The sequence below is a fragment of the Agrococcus sp. UYP10 genome (assembly GCF_040547205.1).
GTDB classification, from domain to species: domain Bacteria; phylum Actinomycetota; class Actinomycetes; order Actinomycetales; family Microbacteriaceae; genus Agrococcus; species Agrococcus jenensis.
Genome location: NZ_JBEPPG010000001.1, coordinates 1066592 through 1087092, shown reverse-complemented (window position 1 = coordinate 1087092; position 20501 = coordinate 1066592). Strand labels below are relative to the sequence as shown.

At 74.4% G+C, this 20501-nt stretch carries 20 protein-coding genes; 5 read left to right on the top strand and 15 right to left on the bottom strand.

Going from position 1 to position 20501, the window contains the following annotated elements:
- Nucleotides 1-81 precede the first annotated feature (81 nt).
- Both ABIB37_RS05390 and nucS read left to right on the top strand, forming a co-directional pair.
- Entirely contained in the window at nucleotides 82-1260 is a 1179-nt protein-coding gene (locus tag ABIB37_RS05390; RefSeq protein WP_354257688.1) for an MFS transporter, read from the top strand.
- Entirely contained in the window at nucleotides 1257-1952 is a 696-nt protein-coding gene (nucS, locus tag ABIB37_RS05385) for an endonuclease NucS (RefSeq protein ID WP_354257685.1), read from the top strand. The genes ABIB37_RS05390 and nucS overlap by 4 nt, the downstream gene beginning before the upstream one ends.
- 19 nt (nucleotides 1953-1971) lie before the next feature.
- Here the strand turns inward: nucS and ABIB37_RS05380 are convergent, their stop codons facing one another.
- The 5 genes from ABIB37_RS05380 to ABIB37_RS05360 all read right to left on the bottom strand — a co-directional run bounded on the left by ABIB37_RS05380 (nucleotide 1972) and on the right by ABIB37_RS05360 (nucleotide 7493).
- A complete protein-coding gene (locus ABIB37_RS05380; RefSeq protein ID WP_354257682.1) occupies nucleotides 1972-2787 on the bottom strand; it encodes a hypothetical protein in 816 nt (271 codons plus the stop codon).
- 83 nt (nucleotides 2788-2870) lie between these two features.
- Entirely contained in the window at nucleotides 2871-4175 is a 1305-nt protein-coding gene (gene hemL / locus ABIB37_RS05375) for a glutamate-1-semialdehyde 2,1-aminomutase (protein WP_354257679.1), read from the bottom strand.
- Complete coding sequence (gene hemB / locus ABIB37_RS05370) at nucleotides 4172-5182, bottom strand: porphobilinogen synthase (protein ID WP_354257677.1); 1011 nt, start codon at nucleotides 5180-5182, stop codon at nucleotides 4172-4174. The genes hemL and hemB overlap by 4 nt, the downstream gene beginning before the upstream one ends.
- Before the next feature lie 48 nt (nucleotides 5183-5230).
- A complete protein-coding gene (locus ABIB37_RS05365; RefSeq protein WP_354257674.1) occupies nucleotides 5231-6532 on the bottom strand; it encodes a low temperature requirement protein A in 1302 nt (433 codons plus the stop codon).
- Between the two features lie 61 nt (nucleotides 6533-6593).
- A complete protein-coding gene (locus ABIB37_RS05360) occupies nucleotides 6594-7493 on the bottom strand; it encodes a helix-turn-helix domain-containing protein (protein ID WP_354257671.1) in 900 nt (299 codons plus the stop codon).
- 156 nt (nucleotides 7494-7649) lie between these two features.
- Here ABIB37_RS05360 and ABIB37_RS05355 point away from each other — a divergent pair, with 156 nt between their 5' ends.
- Entirely contained in the window at nucleotides 7650-8492 is an 843-nt protein-coding gene (locus tag ABIB37_RS05355) for an SDR family oxidoreductase (protein ID WP_354257668.1), read from the top strand.
- 72 nt (nucleotides 8493-8564) lie between these two features.
- Entirely contained in the window at nucleotides 8565-9554 is a 990-nt protein-coding gene (locus ABIB37_RS05350) for an aldo/keto reductase (protein ID WP_354257665.1), read from the top strand.
- Nucleotides 9555-9566: 12 nt separating this feature from the next.
- Here ABIB37_RS05350 and ABIB37_RS05345 read toward each other — a convergent pair whose 3' ends face one another.
- From ABIB37_RS05345 to ABIB37_RS05335, 3 genes are read right to left on the bottom strand one after another with little or no spacing between them, the layout of a single operon-like run.
- The gene (locus tag ABIB37_RS05345; protein WP_354257663.1) at nucleotides 9567-10019 is read right to left on the bottom strand and encodes a hypothetical protein; all 453 of its coding nucleotides are present in this window, start codon (nucleotides 10017-10019) and stop codon (nucleotides 9567-9569) included.
- Nucleotides 10016-11032, bottom strand: a complete 1017-nt coding sequence (locus tag ABIB37_RS05340; RefSeq protein ID WP_354257660.1) for a serine hydrolase domain-containing protein — start codon at nucleotides 11030-11032, stop codon at nucleotides 10016-10018. Before ABIB37_RS05340 ends, ABIB37_RS05345 begins: the two co-directional genes overlap by 4 nt.
- Nucleotides 11033-11067: 35 nt before the next feature.
- Nucleotides 11068-12678, bottom strand: coding sequence for an ABC-F family ATP-binding cassette domain-containing protein (locus ABIB37_RS05335; protein ID WP_354257657.1), 1611 nt, complete (start codon nucleotides 12676-12678; stop codon nucleotides 11068-11070).
- A 214-nt stretch (nucleotides 12679-12892) separates the two neighbouring features.
- Here ABIB37_RS05335 and ABIB37_RS05330 point away from each other — a divergent pair, with 214 nt between their 5' ends.
- The gene (locus tag ABIB37_RS05330) at nucleotides 12893-13180 is read left to right on the top strand and encodes a peptide methionine sulfoxide reductase (protein WP_354257655.1); all 288 of its coding nucleotides are present in this window, start codon (nucleotides 12893-12895) and stop codon (nucleotides 13178-13180) included.
- An 11-nt stretch (nucleotides 13181-13191) separates the two neighbouring features.
- Here the strand turns inward: ABIB37_RS05330 and ABIB37_RS05325 are convergent, their stop codons facing one another.
- The 7 genes from ABIB37_RS05325 to hemE all read right to left on the bottom strand — a co-directional run bounded on the left by ABIB37_RS05325 (nucleotide 13192) and on the right by hemE (nucleotide 20490).
- A complete protein-coding gene (locus tag ABIB37_RS05325; RefSeq protein ID WP_354257652.1) occupies nucleotides 13192-13662 on the bottom strand; it encodes an aminoacyl-tRNA deacylase in 471 nt (156 codons plus the stop codon).
- A gap of 86 nt (nucleotides 13663-13748) precedes the next feature.
- Nucleotides 13749-14648 (bottom strand): uroporphyrinogen-III synthase, encoded by a 900-nt coding sequence (locus tag ABIB37_RS05320; protein WP_354257649.1) that lies wholly within the window; start codon nucleotides 14646-14648, stop codon nucleotides 13749-13751.
- Between the two features lie 116 nt (nucleotides 14649-14764).
- Nucleotides 14765-15709, bottom strand: a complete 945-nt coding sequence (hemC, locus tag ABIB37_RS05315; RefSeq protein WP_354257647.1) for a hydroxymethylbilane synthase — start codon at nucleotides 15707-15709, stop codon at nucleotides 14765-14767.
- Nucleotides 15706-17034, bottom strand: coding sequence for a ferrochelatase (locus ABIB37_RS05310; protein ID WP_354257645.1), 1329 nt, complete (start codon nucleotides 17032-17034; stop codon nucleotides 15706-15708). The genes hemC and ABIB37_RS05310 overlap by 4 nt, the downstream gene beginning before the upstream one ends.
- Nucleotides 17031-17738, bottom strand: a complete 708-nt coding sequence (hemQ, locus tag ABIB37_RS05305) for a hydrogen peroxide-dependent heme synthase (RefSeq protein WP_354257643.1) — start codon at nucleotides 17736-17738, stop codon at nucleotides 17031-17033. Before hemQ ends, ABIB37_RS05310 begins: the two co-directional genes overlap by 4 nt.
- Nucleotides 17735-19381, bottom strand: a complete 1647-nt coding sequence (hemG, locus tag ABIB37_RS05300) for a protoporphyrinogen oxidase (protein WP_354257640.1) — start codon at nucleotides 19379-19381, stop codon at nucleotides 17735-17737. Before hemG ends, hemQ begins: the two co-directional genes overlap by 4 nt.
- A complete protein-coding gene (hemE, locus tag ABIB37_RS05295) occupies nucleotides 19378-20490 on the bottom strand; it encodes a uroporphyrinogen decarboxylase (protein ID WP_354257638.1) in 1113 nt (370 codons plus the stop codon). The genes hemG and hemE overlap by 4 nt, the downstream gene beginning before the upstream one ends.
- Nucleotides 20491-20501: the final 11 nt, after the last annotated feature.

Sequence of the window (20501 nt, the reverse complement as noted above, 5' to 3'; positions counted from 1 at the left end):
ACGCTACTCCTGCGCGCGCCCAGCACAACCGGCCCTGCGGCCGCGCGTGCGCCGTGGCACCGGGCACGGCAGAATGTCGGAGTGCCCCCTCTGATCGCCTGGCGGAATGCCGTCTTCGCCGCCTTCTTCACCATGGGCTTCGGCTTCGCCAGCTGGATGGCTCGGGTCCCCCACGTGCGCGACGTGCTCGGCGTCTCGACGGGCGAGATGGGGCTCCTGCTGCTCGGCATCTCGATCGGCTCGATCACCGGACTGCTCGTCGCGAGCCACGTGATCCACGCCACCGGCACGCGGATCGTCGCCTCGTTCGGGATGATCGCCGTCTCCGGCGGCCTCGCCATCGCGGGCTGGGCCGCGGAGGCGTCGCTGCCGTGGCTCGTGGTGGCGGGCTTCATCCTCGGCGGCAGCCTCACCGGCATCACCGACGTGGCGATGAACATCTCCGGGGCGGCGAACGAGCGCGCGGCGGGCAAGCCGATCATGCCGATCTTCCACGCCTTCTTCTCGATCGGCACCGTGGCCGGCGCAGGGCTCGGCGGGCTGTGCGAGCTGCTGGGCGTCACGCTCGGTTGGCAGGCGACCCTCGTGGCCGCGCTCACCGTCGCGCTCGGCGTCGTCGTCTACCGCCACCTGCCCGAGGACGCGGTCGAGGAGCACGAGGAGCCCGTCACGCTCCGCGAGCGCCTCGCCGTCTGGAAGGACCCGCGCACGCTGCTGCTGGGCCTGCTCGTGCTCGGCATGGCGCTCACCGAGGGCAGCGCCAACGACTGGCTCGCGCTCGTGATGGTCGACGGCCACGGCTTCAGCTTCGAGGGCGGCGCCTTCACGCTGGCGCTCTTCCTCACCGCGATGACGGCCGGCCGGCTGCTCGGCGTCTGGCTGCTCGCGCGCTTCGGCCGCGTGCCGGTGCTGCGCGGCACGGCCGCGCTCGCCGCGATCGGTCTGCTGCTCGTGATCTTCGCCGACCACCCCGCGCTCGTCATCACCGGCGTCGTGCTCTGGGGCCTCGGCGCGAGCCTCGGCTTCCCGGTCGGCATGAGCGCCGCCGCCGACGAGCCGCGGCTCGCCGCCGCCCGGGTCGGCACCGTCTCGGCGATCGGCTACATCGCCTTCCTCGCCGGGCCGCCGCTGCTCGGCCTGCTCGGCGACCTCGTGGGGCTGCGCAGCGCGATGCTCGCGGTGCTCGCCTTCGTCTTGCTCTCGCTGCTCACCAGCCATGTCGCGCGCGAGCGCGGCCGCGTCCAGGAGGTGCGGTCGTGAGGATCGTCGTCGCCCACTGCTCCGTCGACTACGCGGGCCGCCTGTCCGCCCACCTGCCGCTCGCGCCGCGCGTGCTGATGCTCAAGGCAGACGGCTCGATCCTCGTGCACTCCGACGGCGGCTCGTACAAGCCGCTCAACTGGATGAGCCCGCCCGCCGTCTTCCACGCATCCGAGCCCGACGAGGCCCAGCGGGATGCGGGCATCACCGAGGTGTGGACCGTGACGCACAAGAAGACCGGCGACTCGCTCATCGTCTCGGTGCACGAGGTGCTCTCCGACTCGAGCCACGAGCTGGGCGTCGACCCGGGCCTCGTGAAGGACGGCGTCGAGGCGCACCTGCAGGTGCTGCTCGCCGAGCAGATCGAGCGGCTCGGCGACGGCTTCGAGCTGTGGCGGCGCGAGTACATGACGCCGATCGGACCCGTCGACATCCTGGCGAAGGACGAGGCCGGCGTCACGGTCGCGGTCGAGATCAAGCGCCGCGGCGAGATCGACGGCGTCGAGCAGCTCACCCGCTACCTCGAGCTGCTCAACCGCGACCCGCGCATCGCGCCGGTGGTCGGGGTCTTCGCCGCGCAGGAGATCAAGCCGCAGGCGCGCACGCTCGCCGAGGATCGCGGCATCCGATGCGTCGTGCTCGACTACGACGAGATGCGCGGCATCGACTCCGGGCACGCGCGGCTGTTCTGATCGCGGTCGCGCCGCGGCATCAGTCGTCGTCGCGGCTGCCGGGCGGCCAGCCCTCCTCCTCGGCGTCGGTGAAGTCGCTCGTGAAGCTCCAGCGGGCGTCGACGGCCTCGCCCGGCACGACGTCGGCACCGTCGTCGACCGGCGGGATGCCCGCGGCTGCCGGGTCGACGGGCGCCTCGTCGGCCGCCGAGCCGGTGTACGGCTCGACCCGCTCGCGCCACGCGCCGGTCGCCTGCGGCAGCTGGTCGTCGCGCGAGGCGTAGGGGTCGACGTGGTCGCGGCCGGGCGCGGATGCCGGCGGCAGGTCGTGCGCGCGCGACGCGTAGGGCTCGACGTGATCGGGCGTCACGGGTCCGCCGGCGGGCAGCGGGTCCTCCCGCGAGGCGTACGGCTCGACGTGGTCGGGCGTGGGCGCGGATGGCGGCGGCAGCGCGTCGTCGCGCGACGAGTACGGCTCGACGCGATCGCGCCACCCGTCGCCGGCCGCGGCGCCGCCGAAGTCCTCGTCGACGAACGGCGACGCATCCGCGCCGTCCGGCGGTGCGTGCGACGATGCGGTGTCGGGTCGCACCTCGTGCGCATCCGTCATGGTGACCTCCCATCGTTCCCGGGGCGGGCTGCTGAAGCTCACGGCGAAGGGGTGCTCGGTGGTCGCCGGCGCCTGCGGCGCCTCGAGCGCGACGCCCTGGGCGTCGGCGCGCGTGCCGCAGACCGGGCACTGGAGCGCGGCGACGCGGCCGTCGTCGTCGACGTCGATGACGCATCCGCCGATCACCACGTCGCCCGCGTCCTCGACGTCGGCGATCGTGCCGTACCCCCACACGATCTCGCGCATGGGGGTGCCGCAGCTCGGGCACCTCGGCGACGTCGCCATGCCGCCACGCTAGTCCGCGGGCGGTCGTCCGCCTAGGGCCAGGGTCAGACGGCGGTCGCCGCCGCTGCCGCGCGCGCCGCTCCCGGCAGCGCGTCGACGATGCGGCCGAGCGCCGCCTCGTCGTGCGCGGCGGTCACGAACCACGCCTCGAACACGCTCGGCGGCAGGCTCACACCTGCGTCGAGCATCGCGTGGAAGAACGGCGGGTAGCGGAAGGCGTCCTGCGCCTTCACCTCGTCGAAGTTGCGCGGGGCGCCGTCGCGGAACGCGACCGAGAACAGGCTGCCGACGCGCGAGATCGCGTGCGCGACGCCCTCCGCCCGCAGGGCTTCCGCGAGCGCATCGGTGATGACGTCGGCCGCGTGGTCGAGCCTGCGGTAGACGTCGTCGGTCGCGAGGCGCAGCGTCGTGAGGCCGGCCGCGACCGCGACGGGGTTCCCCGACAGGGTGCCCGCCTGGTAGACGGGGCCGAGCGGCGCGAGCAGCTCCATGAGCTCGCGGCGGCCGCCGAGCGCGGCGAGCGGCATGCCGCCGCCGATGACCTTGCCGAAGGTCAGGAGGTCGGGGGCGTCGTCGCCCGTCCACTGCTCCAGCCCCCACATGCCGGCGCGGTGCACGCGGAAGCCGGTGAGCACCTCGTCGCTGATGAGCAGCGCGCCGTGGGCGTGCGCCGTGCGGGCGAGGAAGGCGTTGAAGTCGCCGTCGGGCTCGACGAGGCCCATGTTGGCGGCGGCCGCCTCGACGATGATCGCGGCGATCTCGCTGCCGCGCTCGGCGAACAGCTGCTCGATCGCAGCGCGGTCGTTGTAGGGCACCACGACCGTCGTGGCCGCGACCGCTGCGGGGATGCCGGCCGAGCCGGGCATCGCAAGCGTCGCGAGGCCGGAGCCCGCCGCGACGAGCAGGCCGTCGGAGTGGCCGTGGTAGTGCCCGTCGAACTTCACGAGCAGGTCGCGGCCGGTCGCGCCGCGCGCGAGCCGGATCGCGGTCATCGTCGCCTCGGTGCCGGTGGAGACGAGCCGCAGCCGCTCGACCGGGCCGACGCGCCGCTCCACCTCCTCGGCGAGCAGCGCCTCGGCGGGCGTCGAGGCGCCGAACGAGAGTCCGTGCGCGGCGGCGTCCTGCACCGCCTCGACGACCTCCGGGTGCGCGTGGCCGAGGATCGCCGGCCCCCAGCTCGCGACCAGGTCGACGAGGTCGCGGCCCTCGGCGTCGGTCACGTGGGCGCCCTTCGCGCGCACGAGGAACGCGGGTGTGCCGCCGACCGAGCCGAAGGCGCGCACGGGGCTGTTGACGCCGCCCGGGATCGCGAGCTTCGCCCGCTCGAACAGCTCGGCGTTCGTGCTCATCGTCCTGCTCCCGTCGTCGGCGCGCCCAGTCCGTGGGTGCCCAGCAGCTGCGCGTGCTCGATCGCCCAGTACGTGAGCACGACGTCGGCGCCCGCGCGCACGATGCTCGTCAGGCTCTCGGCGATCATGCGGTCGCGGTCGATCCAGCCGTTCGCGGCGGCCGCCTCGACCATCGCGTACTCGCCGGAGACCTGGTAGGCCCACACCGGCACGTCGGAGGCCGCGGCCACGTCGGCGAGCACGTCGAGGTAGAGGCTCGCCGGCTTCACCATCACGATGTCGGCGCCCTCGGCGATGTCGAGCAGCGCCTCGCGCAGGCCCTCGCGGCGGTTCGCCGGGTCCTGCTGGTAGGTCTTGCGGTCGCCGGTGAGGCTCGAGTCGACCGCCTCGCGGAAGGGACCGTAGAGCGCGGTCGCGTACTTCGCCGAGTAGGCGAGGATCGCCGTGTCGAGGTGACCGGCCGCGTCGAGCGCGGCGCGCACATGCTCGACCTGGCCGTCCATCATGCCGCTCAGGCCCAGGATCTGGGAGCCTGCCTCCGCCTGCGCGATCGCCATCGCCGCATAGCGCTCGAGCGTCGCGTCGTTGTCGACCGCGCCGCGCTCGTCGAGCACGCCGCAGTGGCCGTGGTCGGTGAACTCGTCGAGGCACAGGTCGGTCTGCACGACCGTCGCGTCGCCGAAGCGCTCGGCGAGGAAGCGCGTCGCCACGTTGAGGATGCCGTCGGGATCGGTCGCGCCGGAGCCCACCGCATCCTTCGCCGTCGGCACACCGAAGAGCATGATGCCGCCGACGCCCGCGGCGATGGCGCGCTCGACCTCGCGCGCCGCCGAGTCGAGCGTGTGCTGCACCTGCCCGGGCATCGAGCGGATCGCGCGGGGCTCGTCGATCCCCTCGGCGACGAACATCGGGAGCACGAGCTGCGCCGGGTGGATGCGGGTCTCGGCCACGAGGCGGCGCATGGGAGCGCTCTGCCGCAGCCTGCGGGGGCGGAGGGTGGGAGGCATCCTCCCAAGGGTACTCTCGCGCTGCGGCCGAGCGCTGTCGGGCGTGGGCTACCGGTCGAGCGCGCGGTGCAGCGCCGCAGCCTGGTGGCGGTGTCCGACCGCCTCGTAGCCGACGATCACGACGAGCGGCGCGCAGGCCGTGAGCACGATGCCCGTGCCCATGCTCGCGCCCGCGACGACCGCGAGCACCGCGGCCACGAGCGTTGCCACGCTGAGCGCGAAGAGCAGGATGTGGAACCGGTCGAGCTCGCGCAGCAGCAGCGAGTAGATCGTGAACAGTGCGATGAGGAACACGCCGACCGGCACGGCGACGGTGACCATCGCCGCCACGTGGTCGATGTGCGCCACGCCCTGGATCTCGTACGCCGCGACGTGCAGGCCCGCGCCGGTCGCCGCGATCGAGCCGAAGATCACCAGGTGCCCGTACCCCCAGGTGAACCCGCGCTCGCGGAACCGATGCAGCACCTTCCCCGACGGCATCGTGAAGTAGACCCACCACATGCAGAACGCGAGCGCCGTGCCGCCGAAGGCGACGAGCCCGGCCTCGACGCTCCACCCCTGCTCCTCCACGACGGCCGAGATCGCGAGGATGGTGCCGAGGATGACCTCGCCGATGGTGATGATGACGAGCAGGGCGTAGCGCTCGGCGATGTGGTGCGCGTGCCACGGCGTGCTGCCCACGCGGCGCTCGATCACGTACGGGCCGAGCAGCTCGAGGGTGCCGAGCACCACGAAGATCCCCAGCATGACGGGCAGTGCGGGATTGATGACGATCGTCGTCGCCCAGCCGACCTGGATGAGCCCGATCACACCCGCGTAGGCGAGCGCGGATCGACGCCGCGCCGGCGCGTGGCGCGCGACCCGGAGCCACATCGCGACGGTGGCGACGCGCATGATCACGTAGCCGCCGACCAGCACGCCGTTGTCGAGATGCTCGCCCTCGTCGATCGAGTGGAACGCGGGTGGGAGCCCGAGGGCGAGCACGAGCACGCCGATCATCTGCACCATGGTCGCGACGCGGAAGAAGATGTCGTCGTTGTCGAACGCCGAGGCGAGCCACGAGTAGTTGATCCAGGCGAGGCAGATCGCGAAGACCGCGATCGTGAAGCCGATGATCGCCGGGACGACGTGCCCGATCTCGAGCAGGTGCGCGGCCTGGGTCCCGGCCTGGCTGAACGCGACCACGAAGGTCAGGTCGAAGAGCAGCTCGAGCGGTGTCGCGCTGCGGTGCGGCTCATCCGGGTCGCGGCCGACCATGCGCCGCAGCCGGTGGTCGAGCGGCGGGTGCGCGGATGCCCCCGCTCCGCCTCCGGTTCCCGCTTCGAGGGGATGCGGCTGGCTCCCGGTCATGCTGCTCCCCTCCGTCGGCGCGCGGCCGGCGCCGGTCGCATCATGCTGGCATGCGCCGCGGCTACCCGCCCGTGCCGGCGGTCCGGCTGTCGACCGACGCTGCCGCGGGCTCGGACGCGGCCCAGCTCGCGAGCAGGCGCAGCGCCCCGTCGGACGCGGAGCCCGGCTCGGCGGTGAACGCGATCAGCTGCAGCCCGCGCTCGGTGCTGACGTCGAGCGCCTCGAACGAGAGGTCGATCTCGCCGACGAGCGGATGCGTGACCGGCTTGACGCCCGTCCGGTGCTCCCGCACGTCATGCGACGCCCACAGCGCGCGGAACGTGTCGCTGCAGGTCGCGAGCTCGCCCACGAGGTCGCTGAGCTCGCGGTCGCGCGGGGCGCGCCCGGCCTCAGCGCGCAGCAGGGCGACGATCTGCTGGGCCGCGTCGTCCCACTGCCGGTAGAACCGGGGGGCGCGCGGGTCGAGGAACAGGTAGCGGGCGAAGTTCGCCGGCTGGCGCGGGCTGTCGAAGAGCTCCGAGAACAGCGCGCGACCCAGGGCGTTGACGCCCACGACGTCGAGCCGTCCGTTCTGCACCACCACCGGGATGCCGTGCATCGCGTCGAGGAGCTGCTGCATGCCGGGCCGGATCGCATGCGTCCGGGGTCGTGCCCGCCGCCGCCCGGGAGCGGCGCCGTCGTTCGCGGCGCGCACGAGGTCGTGCAGGTGCTGCACCTCGGCGTCGTCGAGCCGCAGGGCGCGCGCGATGCCCTCGAGCACCGACTCCGAGACGCCCGTCGCGTTGCCGCGCTCGAGGCGCACGTAGTACTCGACGCTCATGCCGGCGATCAGCGCGACCTCCTCGCGACGGAGCCCCGCCACGCGGCGACGGCCGCCGAAGTCCGGCAGCCCCACGTCGGCAGGGGTGAGCCGCGCCCGACGGGTGGTCAGGAACTCGCGGATGTCGTCCCGGATGTCCATGGGGACGACGCTAGGCCACCCCCGGCACCCGAGGGAGGTACGGCCAGTGACCCTATCGACCGGGTCTCCCTCGGGCCGCGGCGCGCACGTTGACTGGTGGCATCCGCAACGGACCCCGGCCGCTGGGCCGGCACCCGAGAGAAGGAAGCACCCACCATGGCTGAACCCAAGGTCTGGCTCATCACCGGCGCGAGCCGCGGCATGGGCATCGACATCGCCCACGCAGCGCTCGCGGCAGGGCACGCCGTCGTCGCGACGGGCCGCGACGCGCAGCGCGTCACCGCCGCCCTCGGCGAGCACGACCGCCTGCTGGCGGTCGCGCTCGACGTCACCGACCCCGCATCCGCCGAGCGCGCCACCGCCGCCGCGGTCGAGCGCTTCGGTCGCATCGACGTGCTCGTCAACAACGCGGGCAACTTCTACGCCGGCTACTTCGAGACCCTCAGCCCCGAGCAGGTGCGCGCGCAGATGGAGACGAACTTCTTCGGCCCGCTCAACGTCACGCGCGCGGTCCTGCCGGTCCTCCGCGCGCAGCGCTCCGGCCAGATCATCACGGTCACGTCGACCGCGGGCTTCGTCGGCGGCGGGTTCACGTCGGCCTACGCCGCCTCGAAGCACGCCCTCGAGGGCTGGATGGAGTCGCTCGCCGAGGAGGTCGCGCCGTTCCGCATCGAGACCATGTCCGTCGAGCCCGGCTTCTTCCGCACCGAGCTGCTCGTCGAGGGCTCGTCGACCCTCTGGCCGGAGCTCGAGATCGAGGACTACGCCGAGGGCACCGCGCAGACCATCGAGGCGTGGCGCGGCATGCACGGCACGCAGGCCGGCGACCCGGCGAAGCTCGCCGCGGCGCTCGTGACCCTGTCCGACGGCGGCGCGCTCCCCGGCCGCTTCATCGCAGGGGCAGACGCCATGGCCGGGATCGAGCAGAAGCAGGCGACCGTGCAGCAGCAGATCGACGCCCACCGCGAGCTCTCCGCCTCGCTCTCGCACGACGCCTGACACCCCTGACACCACCACGGCCGAGCGCTGGGCCAAGCCCACCGCATAGGCCCCAACCGGAGGAGCACCACCATGCAGACCGCACGACTCGGAGGCCTCGAGGTCTCCCGCATCGGCCTCGGCGCCATGACCATGGCCGGCACCTACACGTCCGAGGGGGCGCTCGACCACGACGAGTCCACCCGCACCATCCACCGGGCGCTCGAGCTCGGCGTCACGCACATCGACACCGCAGAGGTCTACGGGCCGTTCCTCAGCGAGGAGCTCGTCGGACGCGCCGTCGCCGGCCGCCGCGACGACGTCGTCATCGCGACGAAGTTCGGGCTCGTCTCCCACCGCGACGGCGCCGAACCCGCGGTCGGTCGGATCGACAGCCGGCCGGAGAGCATCCGAGCCGCGGTCGAGGGCTCCCTCCGTCGCCTCGGCACCGACAGGATCGACCTGTACTACCAGCACCGCGTCGACCCCGCCGTGCCCATCGAGGACACCATCGGCGCGGTCGCGGAGCTCGTCGCCGCGGGCAAGGTGCTGCACCTCGGGCTCTCGGAGGCGTCGGCCGAGACGATCCGGCGGGCGCACGCCGTGCACCCGGTGACGGCGCTGCAGACGGAGTACTCGCTCTGGACGCGCGATGTCGAGGCCGAGATCCTGCCGGTGCTGCGCGAGCTGGGCATCGGCTTCGTGCCCTACTCGCCGCTCGGGCACGGGCTGCTCGCGGGCAGGATCCGCAGCGTCGACGACGTCGCCGACGATGACTGGCGCAAGACCAACCCGCGGTTCACCGACGCCAGCTTCGCACGCAACCTCGCGCTCGTCGACGAGGTCACCGCGATCGGCGCCGAGATCGGTGCGACGCCGGCACAGACCGCGCTCGCCTGGATCCTGTCGCGCGGCGACGACATCGCGCCGATCCCCGGCACCCGCCGCGTGGCGCGCGTCGAGGAGAACACCGCGGCCGACGGCATCAGGCTCTCGCCTGACCAGATCGCGCGGCTCGAGGCGCTCGAGCCCGCAGCAGGCGCGCGGCACGACGACGCGAACATGGCCTCGATCGACCGCTGACGCGCCGGGCGCTCAGGCGATCTCGACGACCTCCACCTCCGCGCCCCGGGAGGCGTAGCGGAGCGGCATGCCGGGCCGGTCCACGGCGAACCAGAACGTGCTGGCGCCGTCGTCCCGTTGCACGTCGTACCGCAGGCAGTCGACCTCGCCGACCGCGAGCCGGATGCGCTCGTGCGTCACGGTCGTCGCCGCCTCCGGGAAGGCGGCGTGCGCCTGCAGCTCGCGCCAGGTGACGCGCGAGGTGCGCGGGTCGTCGACGGGCGTCCCCGACGCATCCGTCACGACCTGCGAGAGCGCGCAGCCGTCCGCGTCGCCGTCCTGGAAGCTGTCGCAGTGGTAGGTCGTGCGGCCCTCGAGCCGGGTGCGCACGAGCAGCCTGCGGCCGTCGGGATTGCCGGCGCGGATCTCGTCGGCGGTGAACGGCGTCGGCGCCAGGTCGGGGCCGAGCACGTGCGGGTCGCTCACGCGCCGAGCTCCGCGTCGACGGCGTCGGCGAGCGCGAAGATCACGGGCCAGCCGCCCTCCGAGCTGTTGCCGAGCACGCTCACGGTCGTCCGGCTCGCGACGAGGTGCGTCGAGCGGAAGGAGGCGCCGGCGTCGTAGCCCTCGAGGATGAGCGCGTCGTGGGTCGGGTGCAGCCAGAAGCCCATGCCGTACCGCTTGCGCTCGTCGGGCACGTCGAAGCGCGGCCGGATCATCGCCTCGACGCTGCCCCGCGACACGATGCGCCCGTCGAGCAGCGCGAGCCAGAAGCGGTGCAGGTCGGCGGCGGTCGTGAACGCGCCGCCGTCGCCGTTGCCGAGCACCGGCAGGTGCAGCGTGTTCACGAGGTCGCCCGCGTCTGCCACGTAGCCGGGTGCCGCATCCGCCGGCAGGTCGTTGAGCGGCAGGAAGCCGGTGCGCTCGAGGCCCGCCGGCTCCAGCACGAGCCGGCGCACCACGTCGTGGTAGCCCTCGCCCGTCACGCGCTCGAGCAGCACGGCGAGCACCATGTAGCCACCGTTGCAGTACGAGAACCGCTCACCCGGCGGGCGCTTCTGGTCGTGGCCGTCGAGCATCGGCAGGAACGCCGCGGCGCTCGTGAGCTCGTGCGACGGCACCGTGAGCACGTAGTCCTCGGGCTCCCAGTCGGCCTCCTCGTCGAGGTAGTCGCCGATGCCGGACGTGTGGGTCAGCAGCTGCTCGATCGTGACGGCATCGTCGATGCGGGGCAGGTCGTCGCCGAGCAGCTCGCGCACCGGCTGGTCGAGGCGCAGGCTGCCGTCCTCGACGAGGCGCATGACGGCGAGCGCGGTGAACGCCTTGCTGCCGCTCGCGATCGCGATGCGCGCCTCCGGGATCATGGGCACCCGCAGCGCCCGGTGCAGGTGGCCCTCGCAGCGCTCGAGCGTGCGCAGGTCGCCCACATCGATCGCCGCGACGCCGGTGAACGCGTGCTTCGCGACGGCGGTGTCGAGCGCCTCAGGATCCACGTGCATGGCTGCTCCCTCGTGCTGGTCGGATCGTACGCCGGTCAGGCCGGCCGGTCGATGAACCGGCCGCCATGGATCGTCCACCGGCGCGTGAGCCCCAGGCGCTCGAGGAACGCGGCGTCGTGGCTCACGACCACGACCGCTCCCTCGAAGGCGGTGAGCGCATCCACGAGCCCGTCGATGCTGTCGAGGTCGAGCGAGTTCGTCGGCTCATCGAGCAGCAGCAGCTGCGGCGGCGGGTCGGCGAGCAGCAACCGCGCGAGCGCGAGCCGGAAGCGCTCGCCGCCCGACAGCTCGCGCACGCGCTGCTCGGCGCGCGCACCGCGGAAGAGGAACCGCGCGAGCTGCGCCCGCACCTCCTGCGGCGGCCGCGTCGGCGCCGTCTCGCGCACCGCGTCGACGAGCGTCGCGTCGCCGTCGGCGAAGCGGATGCGCTGCGGCAGCAGCGCGGTCTGCCGGATGCGGTGCGTCACCTCGGCGACCGGATCCGGCCGTCCTGCCGGCGGCTCCAGGCCGGCGATCGCGTCGAGCAGCGTCGTCTTGCCCGCGCCGTTCCCGCCCGTGAGCGCGATGCGCTCGGCGCCCCGGACGAGCACCTCGCCGGCGCTCGTGCGCAGGGCGAGCACGTCGCGGCCGGGCGGCACGCGCGTGCCGGGCAGGTCGATGCGGATCGACCGGTCGTCGCGGAGCCGCTCCTCGGCCAGCTCGAGCGCCGCCTCGGCGGTCGCCTCCCGCCCCTCGTGCAGCGCCTTGGAACGGGCGCTCGTGCGCTCGGCCCTGCGCTGCAGTCCGCCGGCGACGATCTTCGGGATGCCGCCCGCCTGGCCCGCGCGGCGGCCGGCCGCCTCGGCCTTCGACCGCTGCTCCGCGGCGTCGAGGCGATCGCGGCGCTCGCGCCGGACGAGCTGCTCGGCGTCGCGCACGGCATGCGCGGCCGCCGCCTGCTCCGCCTCGATCGCGCTGCGGTAGACCGAGTAGGGGCCCTCGAAGGAGCGCAGGGCCGACCCGCGCAGCTCGGCGATGCGGTCGACCCGCTCGAGCAGCTCGATGTCGTGGCTCACCACGAGCAGCGACCCGCGCCACGCCGAGACCGCGTCGTGCAGGCGGCGGCGCGCGGCGGCATCCAAGTTGTTCGTGGGCTCGTCGAGCAGCGCGATGTCGGCGCGCTGCAGCCGGATCGCGGCGAGCCCGACGAGCACGGCCTCGCCGCCGGAGAGCGCGGCGATCGGGCGCCGCAGCAGCGCCTCGTCGCCGGCGAGGCCGAGCGCGGACAGCTCGCCGAGCGCCTCCGCCTCGACGCCCCAGCGGTCGCCGACCGCGTCGAAGTGCCGGGTGGCGACGTCGCCGCGCTCGATCGCGGCGATGGCGTCGAGCACCGGGCGGATGCCGAGCGCATCCGCGACGGTGCCGGGACCGAGGCCCAGCTGCTGCGGCAGCGTCGCGACGCTGCCGTGCACGACGAGCTCGCCGGAGACCGGCTCGAGCCGGCCCTCGATGAGCCCGAGCAACGTCGACTTGCCGGCGCCGTTGCGGCCGACGATGCCCGTGCGGCCGTGGCCGAGCGCGCCGGAGATGCCCGGGGCGCCGAAGACGCCGGTGCCGTCAGGCCAGTGGAAGGTGACGCGCGAGAGCGCGATGACAGGGTGTGCCAAGAGAGATCCTCCGAGAGCGGATGAGCGCTGACGGATGCGTCGACGATGCGTGGTCGTCGGGTCAGCGCGCTGTCGCGGCTCCGCGGATCTCGGTCATCTCGGCTGCTTCCTGGCGTGGGGCGTCGGCGCTGACACCGCCGACGATCGCCCCACGAGGCTAGCGGAGCGCGCGACGGAGCGGAAGGTCCGCGGGCGCCGGCGCTACCGTTGACCCGTGGACGGCGAGCACCCGCAGGTCGACGGCAGTGACCTGGACGCGCTCGTCGCGCGCGTGCCGCTCGGCTGGAGCCGGCAACACATCGACGGGCGCGCCTGGGGCGTCACGCGGGTCGACCGCGCGGACGGCCGCGCGAGCACGATCGACGGCGAGGAGCTCGGCGGTGCGCGGCGGATGAGCGCCAACGTCTGGCGCACCCGAGCCGGCACGCTGCTGCGGCCGTGCGAGATGCCCGCCGAGCAGGTGCTCGAGGTGCTGCGGGCGCTCGACGAGCCGCCCGCCTGACCCAGTTCCGGTCAGACCTCGTGCTCGGTCACGTCGGCGACCTGCGCGTGCAGGTACGCGACGAGCGCGTCGCCGTCGACCGTCGCCGCGACGCCGTGCTCGCCGCCGCCGATCGACACCCGGTGGCCGAGCACGCGCTCGTCGGCGACGATCGGCAGCGGCGTGGTCGTCCCGAACGGCGTGATCGTGCCGCGCCGGAACCCCGTCACCGCAAAGGCGGCGTCGGCGTCGGGCATCGACAGGCGGCTGACGCCGAGCAGCTGCCGCAGCTTCGGCCAGGCGATCGTGCGGTCGCCCGGCACGAGCACGAGGAGGTGGTCGCCCTCCCCTCGGCGCACGACCATCGTCTTGATGACCTCGGCGGGGCTGACCCCTCGGGCCTCGGCTGCCTCCGCGAGCGACGACACCCGACCGTGGCGGGTGATCTCATGCTCGAGCCCGGATGCGGCGAGCGCCTCGAGCGCGGGGTTCGTGTCGGCCATGCCGTCAGGCTATGCCGGTTCTCGACGTCGCGGGTGGTGGTACGAGGCGATATCGCCGGTGTGCGACCACCCGCGACGTTGAGAATTCAGGCGGTGGCGGCGACGAGGGCGGCGACGAGCGCCTGCGCGTTCGGGCGCTGCGCGATGCCCGCGACCTGCAGGCCGTGCTTGCGGCAGTCCTCCGCCGTCTGCTCACCGATCGCGATGATGCGGGTCTCGGCCGCGAGGCCGAGCCGCGCGACCTGCTTCGCCACCGAGCCGGAGGTGACGAGCACCGCGTCGATCGGCGTCTCTGCGGGCTCGACGGCGGTGAGCACCGCGTCATGAGCGCCCTGCTCCGAGACGTGGTCCCTGTCCTGCTGCTCGCGGGCGGCCTGCTCGCCGGTGTCGCGCTCGGCCGCCTCGGGGCCCTGCGCGGCCTGCTGCTGCTGCGCGTCCACCCTCGCGGGGTGGACCGGCGCGCCGATGATCGGGATCGCGTCGGTCTGCGTGGTCACCGCCTCGACGAGCTGCTCGCCCGACTCGAACACCGGCACCGTGCGGTAGGCGACCACCTCGGTCACCTGCATGCCGTGCTGGCGCAGCCCGCTCGCGATGGTCGGGCGCGCGTCGAGCGCGTGCGGCCAGAGCACCCGGCCCTCGCGGATCGGCCACTCGTCGACGAGCCCGGCCGCGGACTGCCGCGCGGGGATGAACGCGACGGGCACCCCGCGCTCGCGCAGCGATGCCGCCGTCACCGAGCCGACCGCGGCGACCTGCACGGAGGACGGCACGCGCGGCAGCACCCGCACGGTCGACTGGCTCGTGACGACCAGCCAGTCGAAGCGGCCCTCCGCCAGCTGCCCGAGGATCTGCTGCAGCCGCTGCTGGTCCTCGGCGGGCTCGATCTGCACGAGCGGCAGGATGAGCGGCTCGAGGCCGGCATCGGTGACGAGCTCGGCCACCTCGTCGCCCCAGGTGCCGCCTCGGGGGATCAGGACGCGCATGGGTTCCTCCGGGATCGGTGGTGGGTGCTCCGCATCCTCGCAGACCCAGCCGGGCTCGTGGTCACGGCCCGTCGTCGACGGGGTGGTCGGTGCGGGCGGTCGCTCGCCGCCCGGGACTACGCCCTGGCGGCCTGCACGAGGTCGGCCGCGCCGCCGTCCAGCAGCTCGGTCACCGCGCGGTCGGCCACGTCGCGCGCGGCCTCCTCGAGCTCGGACGCCCTGGTCGAGTCGAGCGTGTAGGCGTGGGATGCGGCCACCCGGCTCGAGCCGTCGGTCGCGTACGCGATCGCCGAGAGGAAGAGCATCCCGTCGGCGACCTCCGCGTGCGCGGCGAGCGGCGCCGCGCAGCCCGCCTCGAGCCCCGCGAGCACGCGTCGCTCGGCGTCGACCGCCGCGCGCGTCGGCGCGTGGTCGGTCTTCGCGACCGCCGCTCGCGCCGCGCCGTCGCCGTCGCGGATCTCGACCGCGAGCGCCCCCTGCGCGGGCGCGGTCGGGAAGTCGATGAGGTCGAGCACCTCGGTCGCCCGGTCCTCGAGCCCGAGGCGCTTGAGCCCCGCGAGCGCGAGCACGACCGCGTCGAGGTCGCGCTCCCCGGTCTGCGGGTCGCCCTGCGCACGGGCGAGCCGCGTCGGCACGTTGCCGCGGATGTCGACGACCTCGAGGTCGGGCCGCGCGACCCGCAGCTGCGCCATGCGGCGCGGCGAGCCGGTGCCCACCTTGGCGCCCTCCGGCAGGTCGGCGAGCGTGAGCCCGTCGCGCGCGCACAGCGCGTCGCGGGCGTCCTCGCGCTTCGTGACGGCCGCGAGCTCGATGCCGGCGGCGGGCGCGGTGGGGAGGTCCTTCATCGAGTGCACGGCGACGTCGACGCGGCCGTCGAGCAGCGCATCCCGCAGCGTCGAGACGAACACGCCCGTGCCGCCGAGCTGCGACAGCGACGAGCGGTCGGTGTCGCCCTGCGTCGTGATCTCGACGATCTCGACCTCACCCGCGAAGCGGGCCGCGAGCGCCGTGGTCTGCGCGAGCGCGAGCGCCGAGCCGCGCGTGCCCACCCGGATGGTCACGGCTGCAGCCCCGCGATCGCCGGCCGGAACCCGAGGCGCGGGTTCTCGCAGCACCCGGGGCGGCAGACGTCGTACCAGGTGTGGATCGAGGTGACCGACTTGCGCTCGGCCTCCGGCCGGCCCTCGAGGCGCTCCTGCACGAGGTCGACGAGCGCGCCCACGTACTGCGGATCGATGCCGGGGGTCGGCGCGCGGCGCGCCCACAGCCCCGCCTCGGTGGCCGTCTCGATGGCCTCCTCGTCGAGGTCCCACATGACCTCCATGTGGTCGCTCACGAAGCCGAGCGGCACGATCACGATCGCCTTGCGCGACTCGAGCGCCTCGATGGCGTCGTTGATGTCGGGCTCGAGCCACGGCTGCGACGCGGGGCCGGAGCGCGACTGGTAGACGAGCTGCCAGGCGATGCCGGGCGCCGCCTCCGCCATCACGTGCTCGGCGGCGGCGAGGTGCTGGCCCTCGTAGCCGCCGCCCGGCCCCCACTCGTGCAGGTCGGGGGCGCCGGAGCGCTCGGCGTCGGCGGTCGGGATCGAGTGGGTCGCGAAGAGCACCTCGATCTCGGCGTCGGCGAAGCCCGCCTCGCGCGCCTCGGCGACGGATGCGCGCACGCCGTCGACGAAGGTCGCCAGGAAGCCCGGGTGGTTGAAGAACTGCCGCACCTTGTCGATCTGCATCGACGCCTGCAGGCCGGTCGCCTCGAGCGCATCCGCCCAGTCCTCGCGGTACTGGCGGCACGACGAGTAGGAGGAGTAGGCCGAGGTGGGGATGGCGATGAGGCGCGTCGCACCCGCATCGGCGGCCTGCTGCAGCGCCTCGTCGAGGTAGGGCGCCCAGTTGCGGTTGCCCCAGTAGACGGGCAGGTCGACGCCCGCGGCCGCGAGCGCGCCCTCGAGCGCCGCCTTGAGCTCGCGGTTCTGCTCGTTGATGGGGCTCACGCCGCCGAAGTGGCGGTAGTGGCCCGCGACCTCCTCGAGGCGCTCGTCCGGGATGCCGCGGCCGCGCGTGACGTTCCGGAGGAAGGGGATGACGTCGTCCTGCCCCTCCGGGCCGCCGAAGCCCGACAGCAGGATGCCGTCGTAGGCGACCGGCTCCTCCACGTGCTCGGGGCCCGCCTGCGCGGCCGGGCTCGCGCTCGGCACGGCGGCACCCGGCTCGAGGTGCACGGAGGTCGCTGCCGGCGCCTTCGTCTCGCGCCGCTGCGGTGCCTGCTGCTCCGCCTGCTGCTGCTCGCTCTGCTGCTGCTCTACCTGCTGCTGCACGGCATCCGATGCGGACGTGCCGCAGCACCCACCGCCGCAGCAGCCGCCGGTCGTCGTCGTGTCGCTCATGCGAGCACCTCCTCGATCTCGTCGGCCGCGATCCGGCGGCCCGTGAAGAATGGGATCTCGTCGCGCACGTGCATGCGCGCCTCGACGGCCCGCAGCTCGCGCATCATGTCGACGAGCTCGGTCAGCTCGTCCGCCTCGAGCGGCAGGATCCACTCGTAGTCGCCGAGCGCGAACGCCGAGACGGTGTTCGCCACGACGCCGCGGTAGGCGGCGCCCGCGCGGCCGTGCTCGGCGAGCATGCGGCCGCGGTCCTCGGCCGGCAGCAGGTACCAGTCGTACGAGCGGTTGAACGGGTAGACCGTCACCCACTGCTTCGGCTCGATGCCGCGCATGTAGCCCGGCACGTGGCGCTTGTTGAACTCGGCGTCGCGGTGCACGCCCATCGCGCCCCACGTCTGCGTGGTGCCCGCGAGCTCGCGGGTGCGGCGCACGCGGCGCACGGCCGCCTGCAGCGCCTGCGGCTCGACGGCGGCGCCGGGCGCCCCGTGCATCCACACCATCACGTCGGCGTCGTGGCGGAGCCCCGAGACGTCGTAGATGCCGCGGACGACGATGCCCTCGCGCTCGAGCGCGGCGATCTCGTCCGCCAGCGACGTGCCCGCGGCCGACGCGCCGTCGGCGGTCGTGCCCCGGCGGTGGACGCTCCAGATCGTGTAGCCGTCGTCCTGCTGCTCGGTGTCCTGCTGCGGCGTGTGCTCGCTCATGCGTCTCCTCGCTCGTCTGCGTCTCGTGCTGGGGTGGCGGATGCGGCGGGCGCCGCCGCGTCCGTCTCGTCGTGCGCGGCGGCCGCATCGGGGGCCAGCTCGTCGGGGGCCACCTCGTCGGTCCACGGGGTGCCCGGCACCGCGAAGCGCTCGCGGCGGATGCCGAGCGCCGCCCGCCGCGCGTCCGGCACGACCTGCGCGAGGCCGGTGCCGGCGACCGCGGCGCCGACCAGGAACAGGTTGGCGTGCGCGTCGGCGGCGTCGCGCAGCGCCTGCTGGCGGCCGCGCGCGCCGACGACGGTGGTGGGCTGCCCCTGCTCCCACCGCACGCGCGCGCTCGCGACCGGCTCGGGGAGGTCGCGGCCGAGGATCGCGCGCGCGTCCCGCAGCGCGAGCGCCGCGGCCGCGTCGTCGTCGAGGCCCTCGGTCGCGGGGGCGGCGGCGCCGGAGCCGTACGACAGCCGCACGACCTCGCGGCCGTCGGCCGCCTCGCGCAGCCACGGCCACTTCGCGCTCGCGTGCGTGAGCGCCTTCGCCCGGATGCCGGGGGCGTCGGCCGCGACGAGCACGCCCGTGCCGCGCGGGTCGCCCGAGATCGCGCCGGGCGGGAGGACGAGCGTGACGAGCTCGACCGCCACGCCGGCCGCGTCGGTCGCGAGCGGCGCGAAGCCGTCGAGCCCGCCCAGCACGCGCAGCGCCTCGGGCTCCGGCAGCGCGACGACGAGCGACGACCCGGCGAAGGCACCCGCGTCCGTCTCGACGGCCCAGCCGGTCGGCGTCGGGGACGCCGAGGTCACGCGCACCCCGGTGCGCAGGTCGGCGTGGTGCGCGCGAGCGCGCTCCGCGAGCGCGGCCGTGATCCGGTGGACACCCCCGCGGATGCCCTGCACCGCCGAGCCGGGCCGCTGCGCGTTGCTCGGCGCGGCGTCGCCCCGCGCCACCGCGGCGGCGCGCTCCTCGAGCACGACGGCGACGGCGCCCGAGAGCGAGCCCGCCTGCGTGAGCGCGTTGTTGAGCCCCGGCGCGACCGTCGCGACGTCGAGCCGCTCGACGTCGGCGGAGTAGACGCCGCCCGCGAGCGGCGCCACGAGCCGGTCGAGCGCCTTGCGCCCCATGCGGCGCCGCACGAGCGGGCCGAGGGCGTCGTCCTTGCCGATGCGCAGCACCGGCATGAGCCGATCCGCGTAGGCGCGGATGGCGCCGCCCCAGCCGAGCGCGTCGATGACGTCGCGCGCGAGCGGCGACGAGGGGATGCCGAGCAGGCTAGCCTTCGGCAGCGGCACCGCGCGGTCGCCCAGCTGCAGCCACGCACCCGCCGGGTTCGGCGACACGATGTCGTCGGCGAGGCCCAGCTCCGCAGCGAGCTCGGCGACGGCGCCGCCGCGGGTGGCGAACGACTCGGCGCCGGCGTCGAGCGCGAGCCCCGCGACCTCGATGCCGGTGGCCACGCCGCCCAGGCGATCCGAGGCCTCGAGCACGAGCACGCGGTAGCCCCGACCGGCGAGGTCGTGCGCGACGGTCAGGCCACCGGCGCCCGCGCCGACGACGATCGAGTCCCATCGCTGCGCCTCGGGCAGCGGGGTCTCCGGCAGCGAGCCCTCGGGCAGCGGGGTCGCGTCCGCCTGCCCAGCGTCAGCGGTCACCGCGCGTGCACCGCCTGCACGATGCGCGTCAGCACATCCGGGTCGGTCGACGGCGGCACGCCGTGGCCGAGGTTGAAGACGTGCGCGCGGGCGACGGAGCCGGCCATCATCACGTGGTCGATCGCCGCCTCGACGATCTCCCACGGGGCGCCGAGCACGGCGGGGTCGAGGTTGCCCTGCACCGTCACGTCGGAGCCGATGCGCTCGAGCGCGACGTCGAGCGGCACGCGCCAGTCGACGCCGACGCAGTCGACGTCGAGGTCCATCGCGCCGTAGAGCTCGCCCGCGCCGACGCCGAAGTGCACGAGCGGCACCCGACGTCCGGATGCGTCGACGAGGTCGCGCACGGCGTCGAGCGCGATGCGCGATGCAGGCGCGACGTGCTCGCGGTACTGCTCGAGCGGCAGCGAGCCCGCCCACGAGTCGAAGAGCTGGGCCGCGGAGGCGCCCTCCTCGACCTGCGCGCGGAGGAAGCGGCCGGTGACGTCGGCGGTCCAGCGAGCGAGCCGGTCCCAGGCATCCGGGAACGCGCGCATGAGCGTGCGCGCCTCGAGGTGGTCCTTCGAGGGACGCCCCGCGACGAGGTAGGCGGCGAGCGTGAACGGGGCGCCCGCGAACCCGATGAGCGGGGTCGAGCCGTCGCCGATCGCCGCGAGGCCGGCGACCGTCTGCCGCACGCCCTCGCGCACCGGCTCGAGCGCGCTGTCGAGCGCTGCCGGGTCGAGCGAGACGAGCCGCTCGACGTCCTCCGGCGTGCGGATCGGCTGCGCCACCACCGGGCCGACGCCCGGCTCGATCTTGACGTCGACGCCCGCGAGCCGCAGGGGCACCATGATGTCGCTGAAGAAGATGGCGGCGTCGACGCCGTGGCGGCGCACCGGCTGCAGCGTGATCTCGCTCGCGAGCGCGGGGTCGAGGCACGTGTCGAGCATGTCGCGCTCCGGGCCGTCGGTGCGGCGGCGCAGCTCGCGGTACTCGGGCAGCGATCGACCGGCCTGCCGCATGAACCAGACGGGGGTCACCGCGGGGCGGTCGCCGCGGTACGCCCGCACCAGCCCGGACGAGCCGGTGCGGGTGCTGAGCGGGTGGTCTTCGCGGAGTGCAGGCATCCCCTCCATCA

Bases quoted from the DNA above. Each gene is read 5' to 3' on its own strand.
- ABIB37_RS05365 (WP_354257674.1), bottom strand. From the start codon at position 6,532: ATGACCGGGAGCCAGCCGCATCCCCTCGAAGCGGGAACCGGAGGCGGA.
- ABIB37_RS05380 (WP_354257682.1), bottom strand. From the start codon at position 2,787: ATGCGCGAGATCGTGTGGGGGTACGGCACGATCGCCGACGTCGAGGAC.
- ABIB37_RS05310 (WP_354257645.1), bottom strand. From the start codon at position 17,034: ATGAGCGACACGACGACGACCGGCGGCTGCTGCGGCGGTGGGTGCTGC.
- hemL (WP_354257679.1), bottom strand. From the start codon at position 4,175: ATGAGCACGAACGCCGAGCTGTTCGAGCGGGCGAAGCTCGCGATCCCG.
- ABIB37_RS05340 (WP_354257660.1), bottom strand. From the start codon at position 11,032: ATGCACGTGGATCCTGAGGCGCTCGACACCGCCGTCGCGAAGCACGCG.
- ABIB37_RS05325 (WP_354257652.1), bottom strand. From the start codon at position 13,662: ATGGCCGACACGAACCCCGCGCTCGAGGCGCTCGCCGCATCCGGGCTC.
- hemB (WP_354257677.1), bottom strand. From the start codon at position 5,182: ATGCCTCCCACCCTCCGCCCCCGCAGGCTGCGGCAGAGCGCTCCCATG.
- ABIB37_RS05355 (WP_354257668.1), top strand. From the start codon at position 7,650: ATGGCTGAACCCAAGGTCTGGCTCATCACCGGCGCGAGCCGCGGCATG.
- ABIB37_RS05350 (WP_354257665.1), top strand. From the start codon at position 8,565: ATGCAGACCGCACGACTCGGAGGCCTCGAGGTCTCCCGCATCGGCCTC.
- ABIB37_RS05320 (WP_354257649.1), bottom strand. From the start codon at position 14,648: ATGCGCGTCCTGATCCCCCGAGGCGGCACCTGGGGCGACGAGGTGGCC.
- hemQ (WP_354257643.1), bottom strand. From the start codon at position 17,738: ATGAGCGAGCACACGCCGCAGCAGGACACCGAGCAGCAGGACGACGGC.
- hemE (WP_354257638.1), bottom strand. From the start codon at position 20,490: ATGCCTGCACTCCGCGAAGACCACCCGCTCAGCACCCGCACCGGCTCG.
- ABIB37_RS05360 (WP_354257671.1), bottom strand. From the start codon at position 7,493: ATGGACATCCGGGACGACATCCGCGAGTTCCTGACCACCCGTCGGGCG.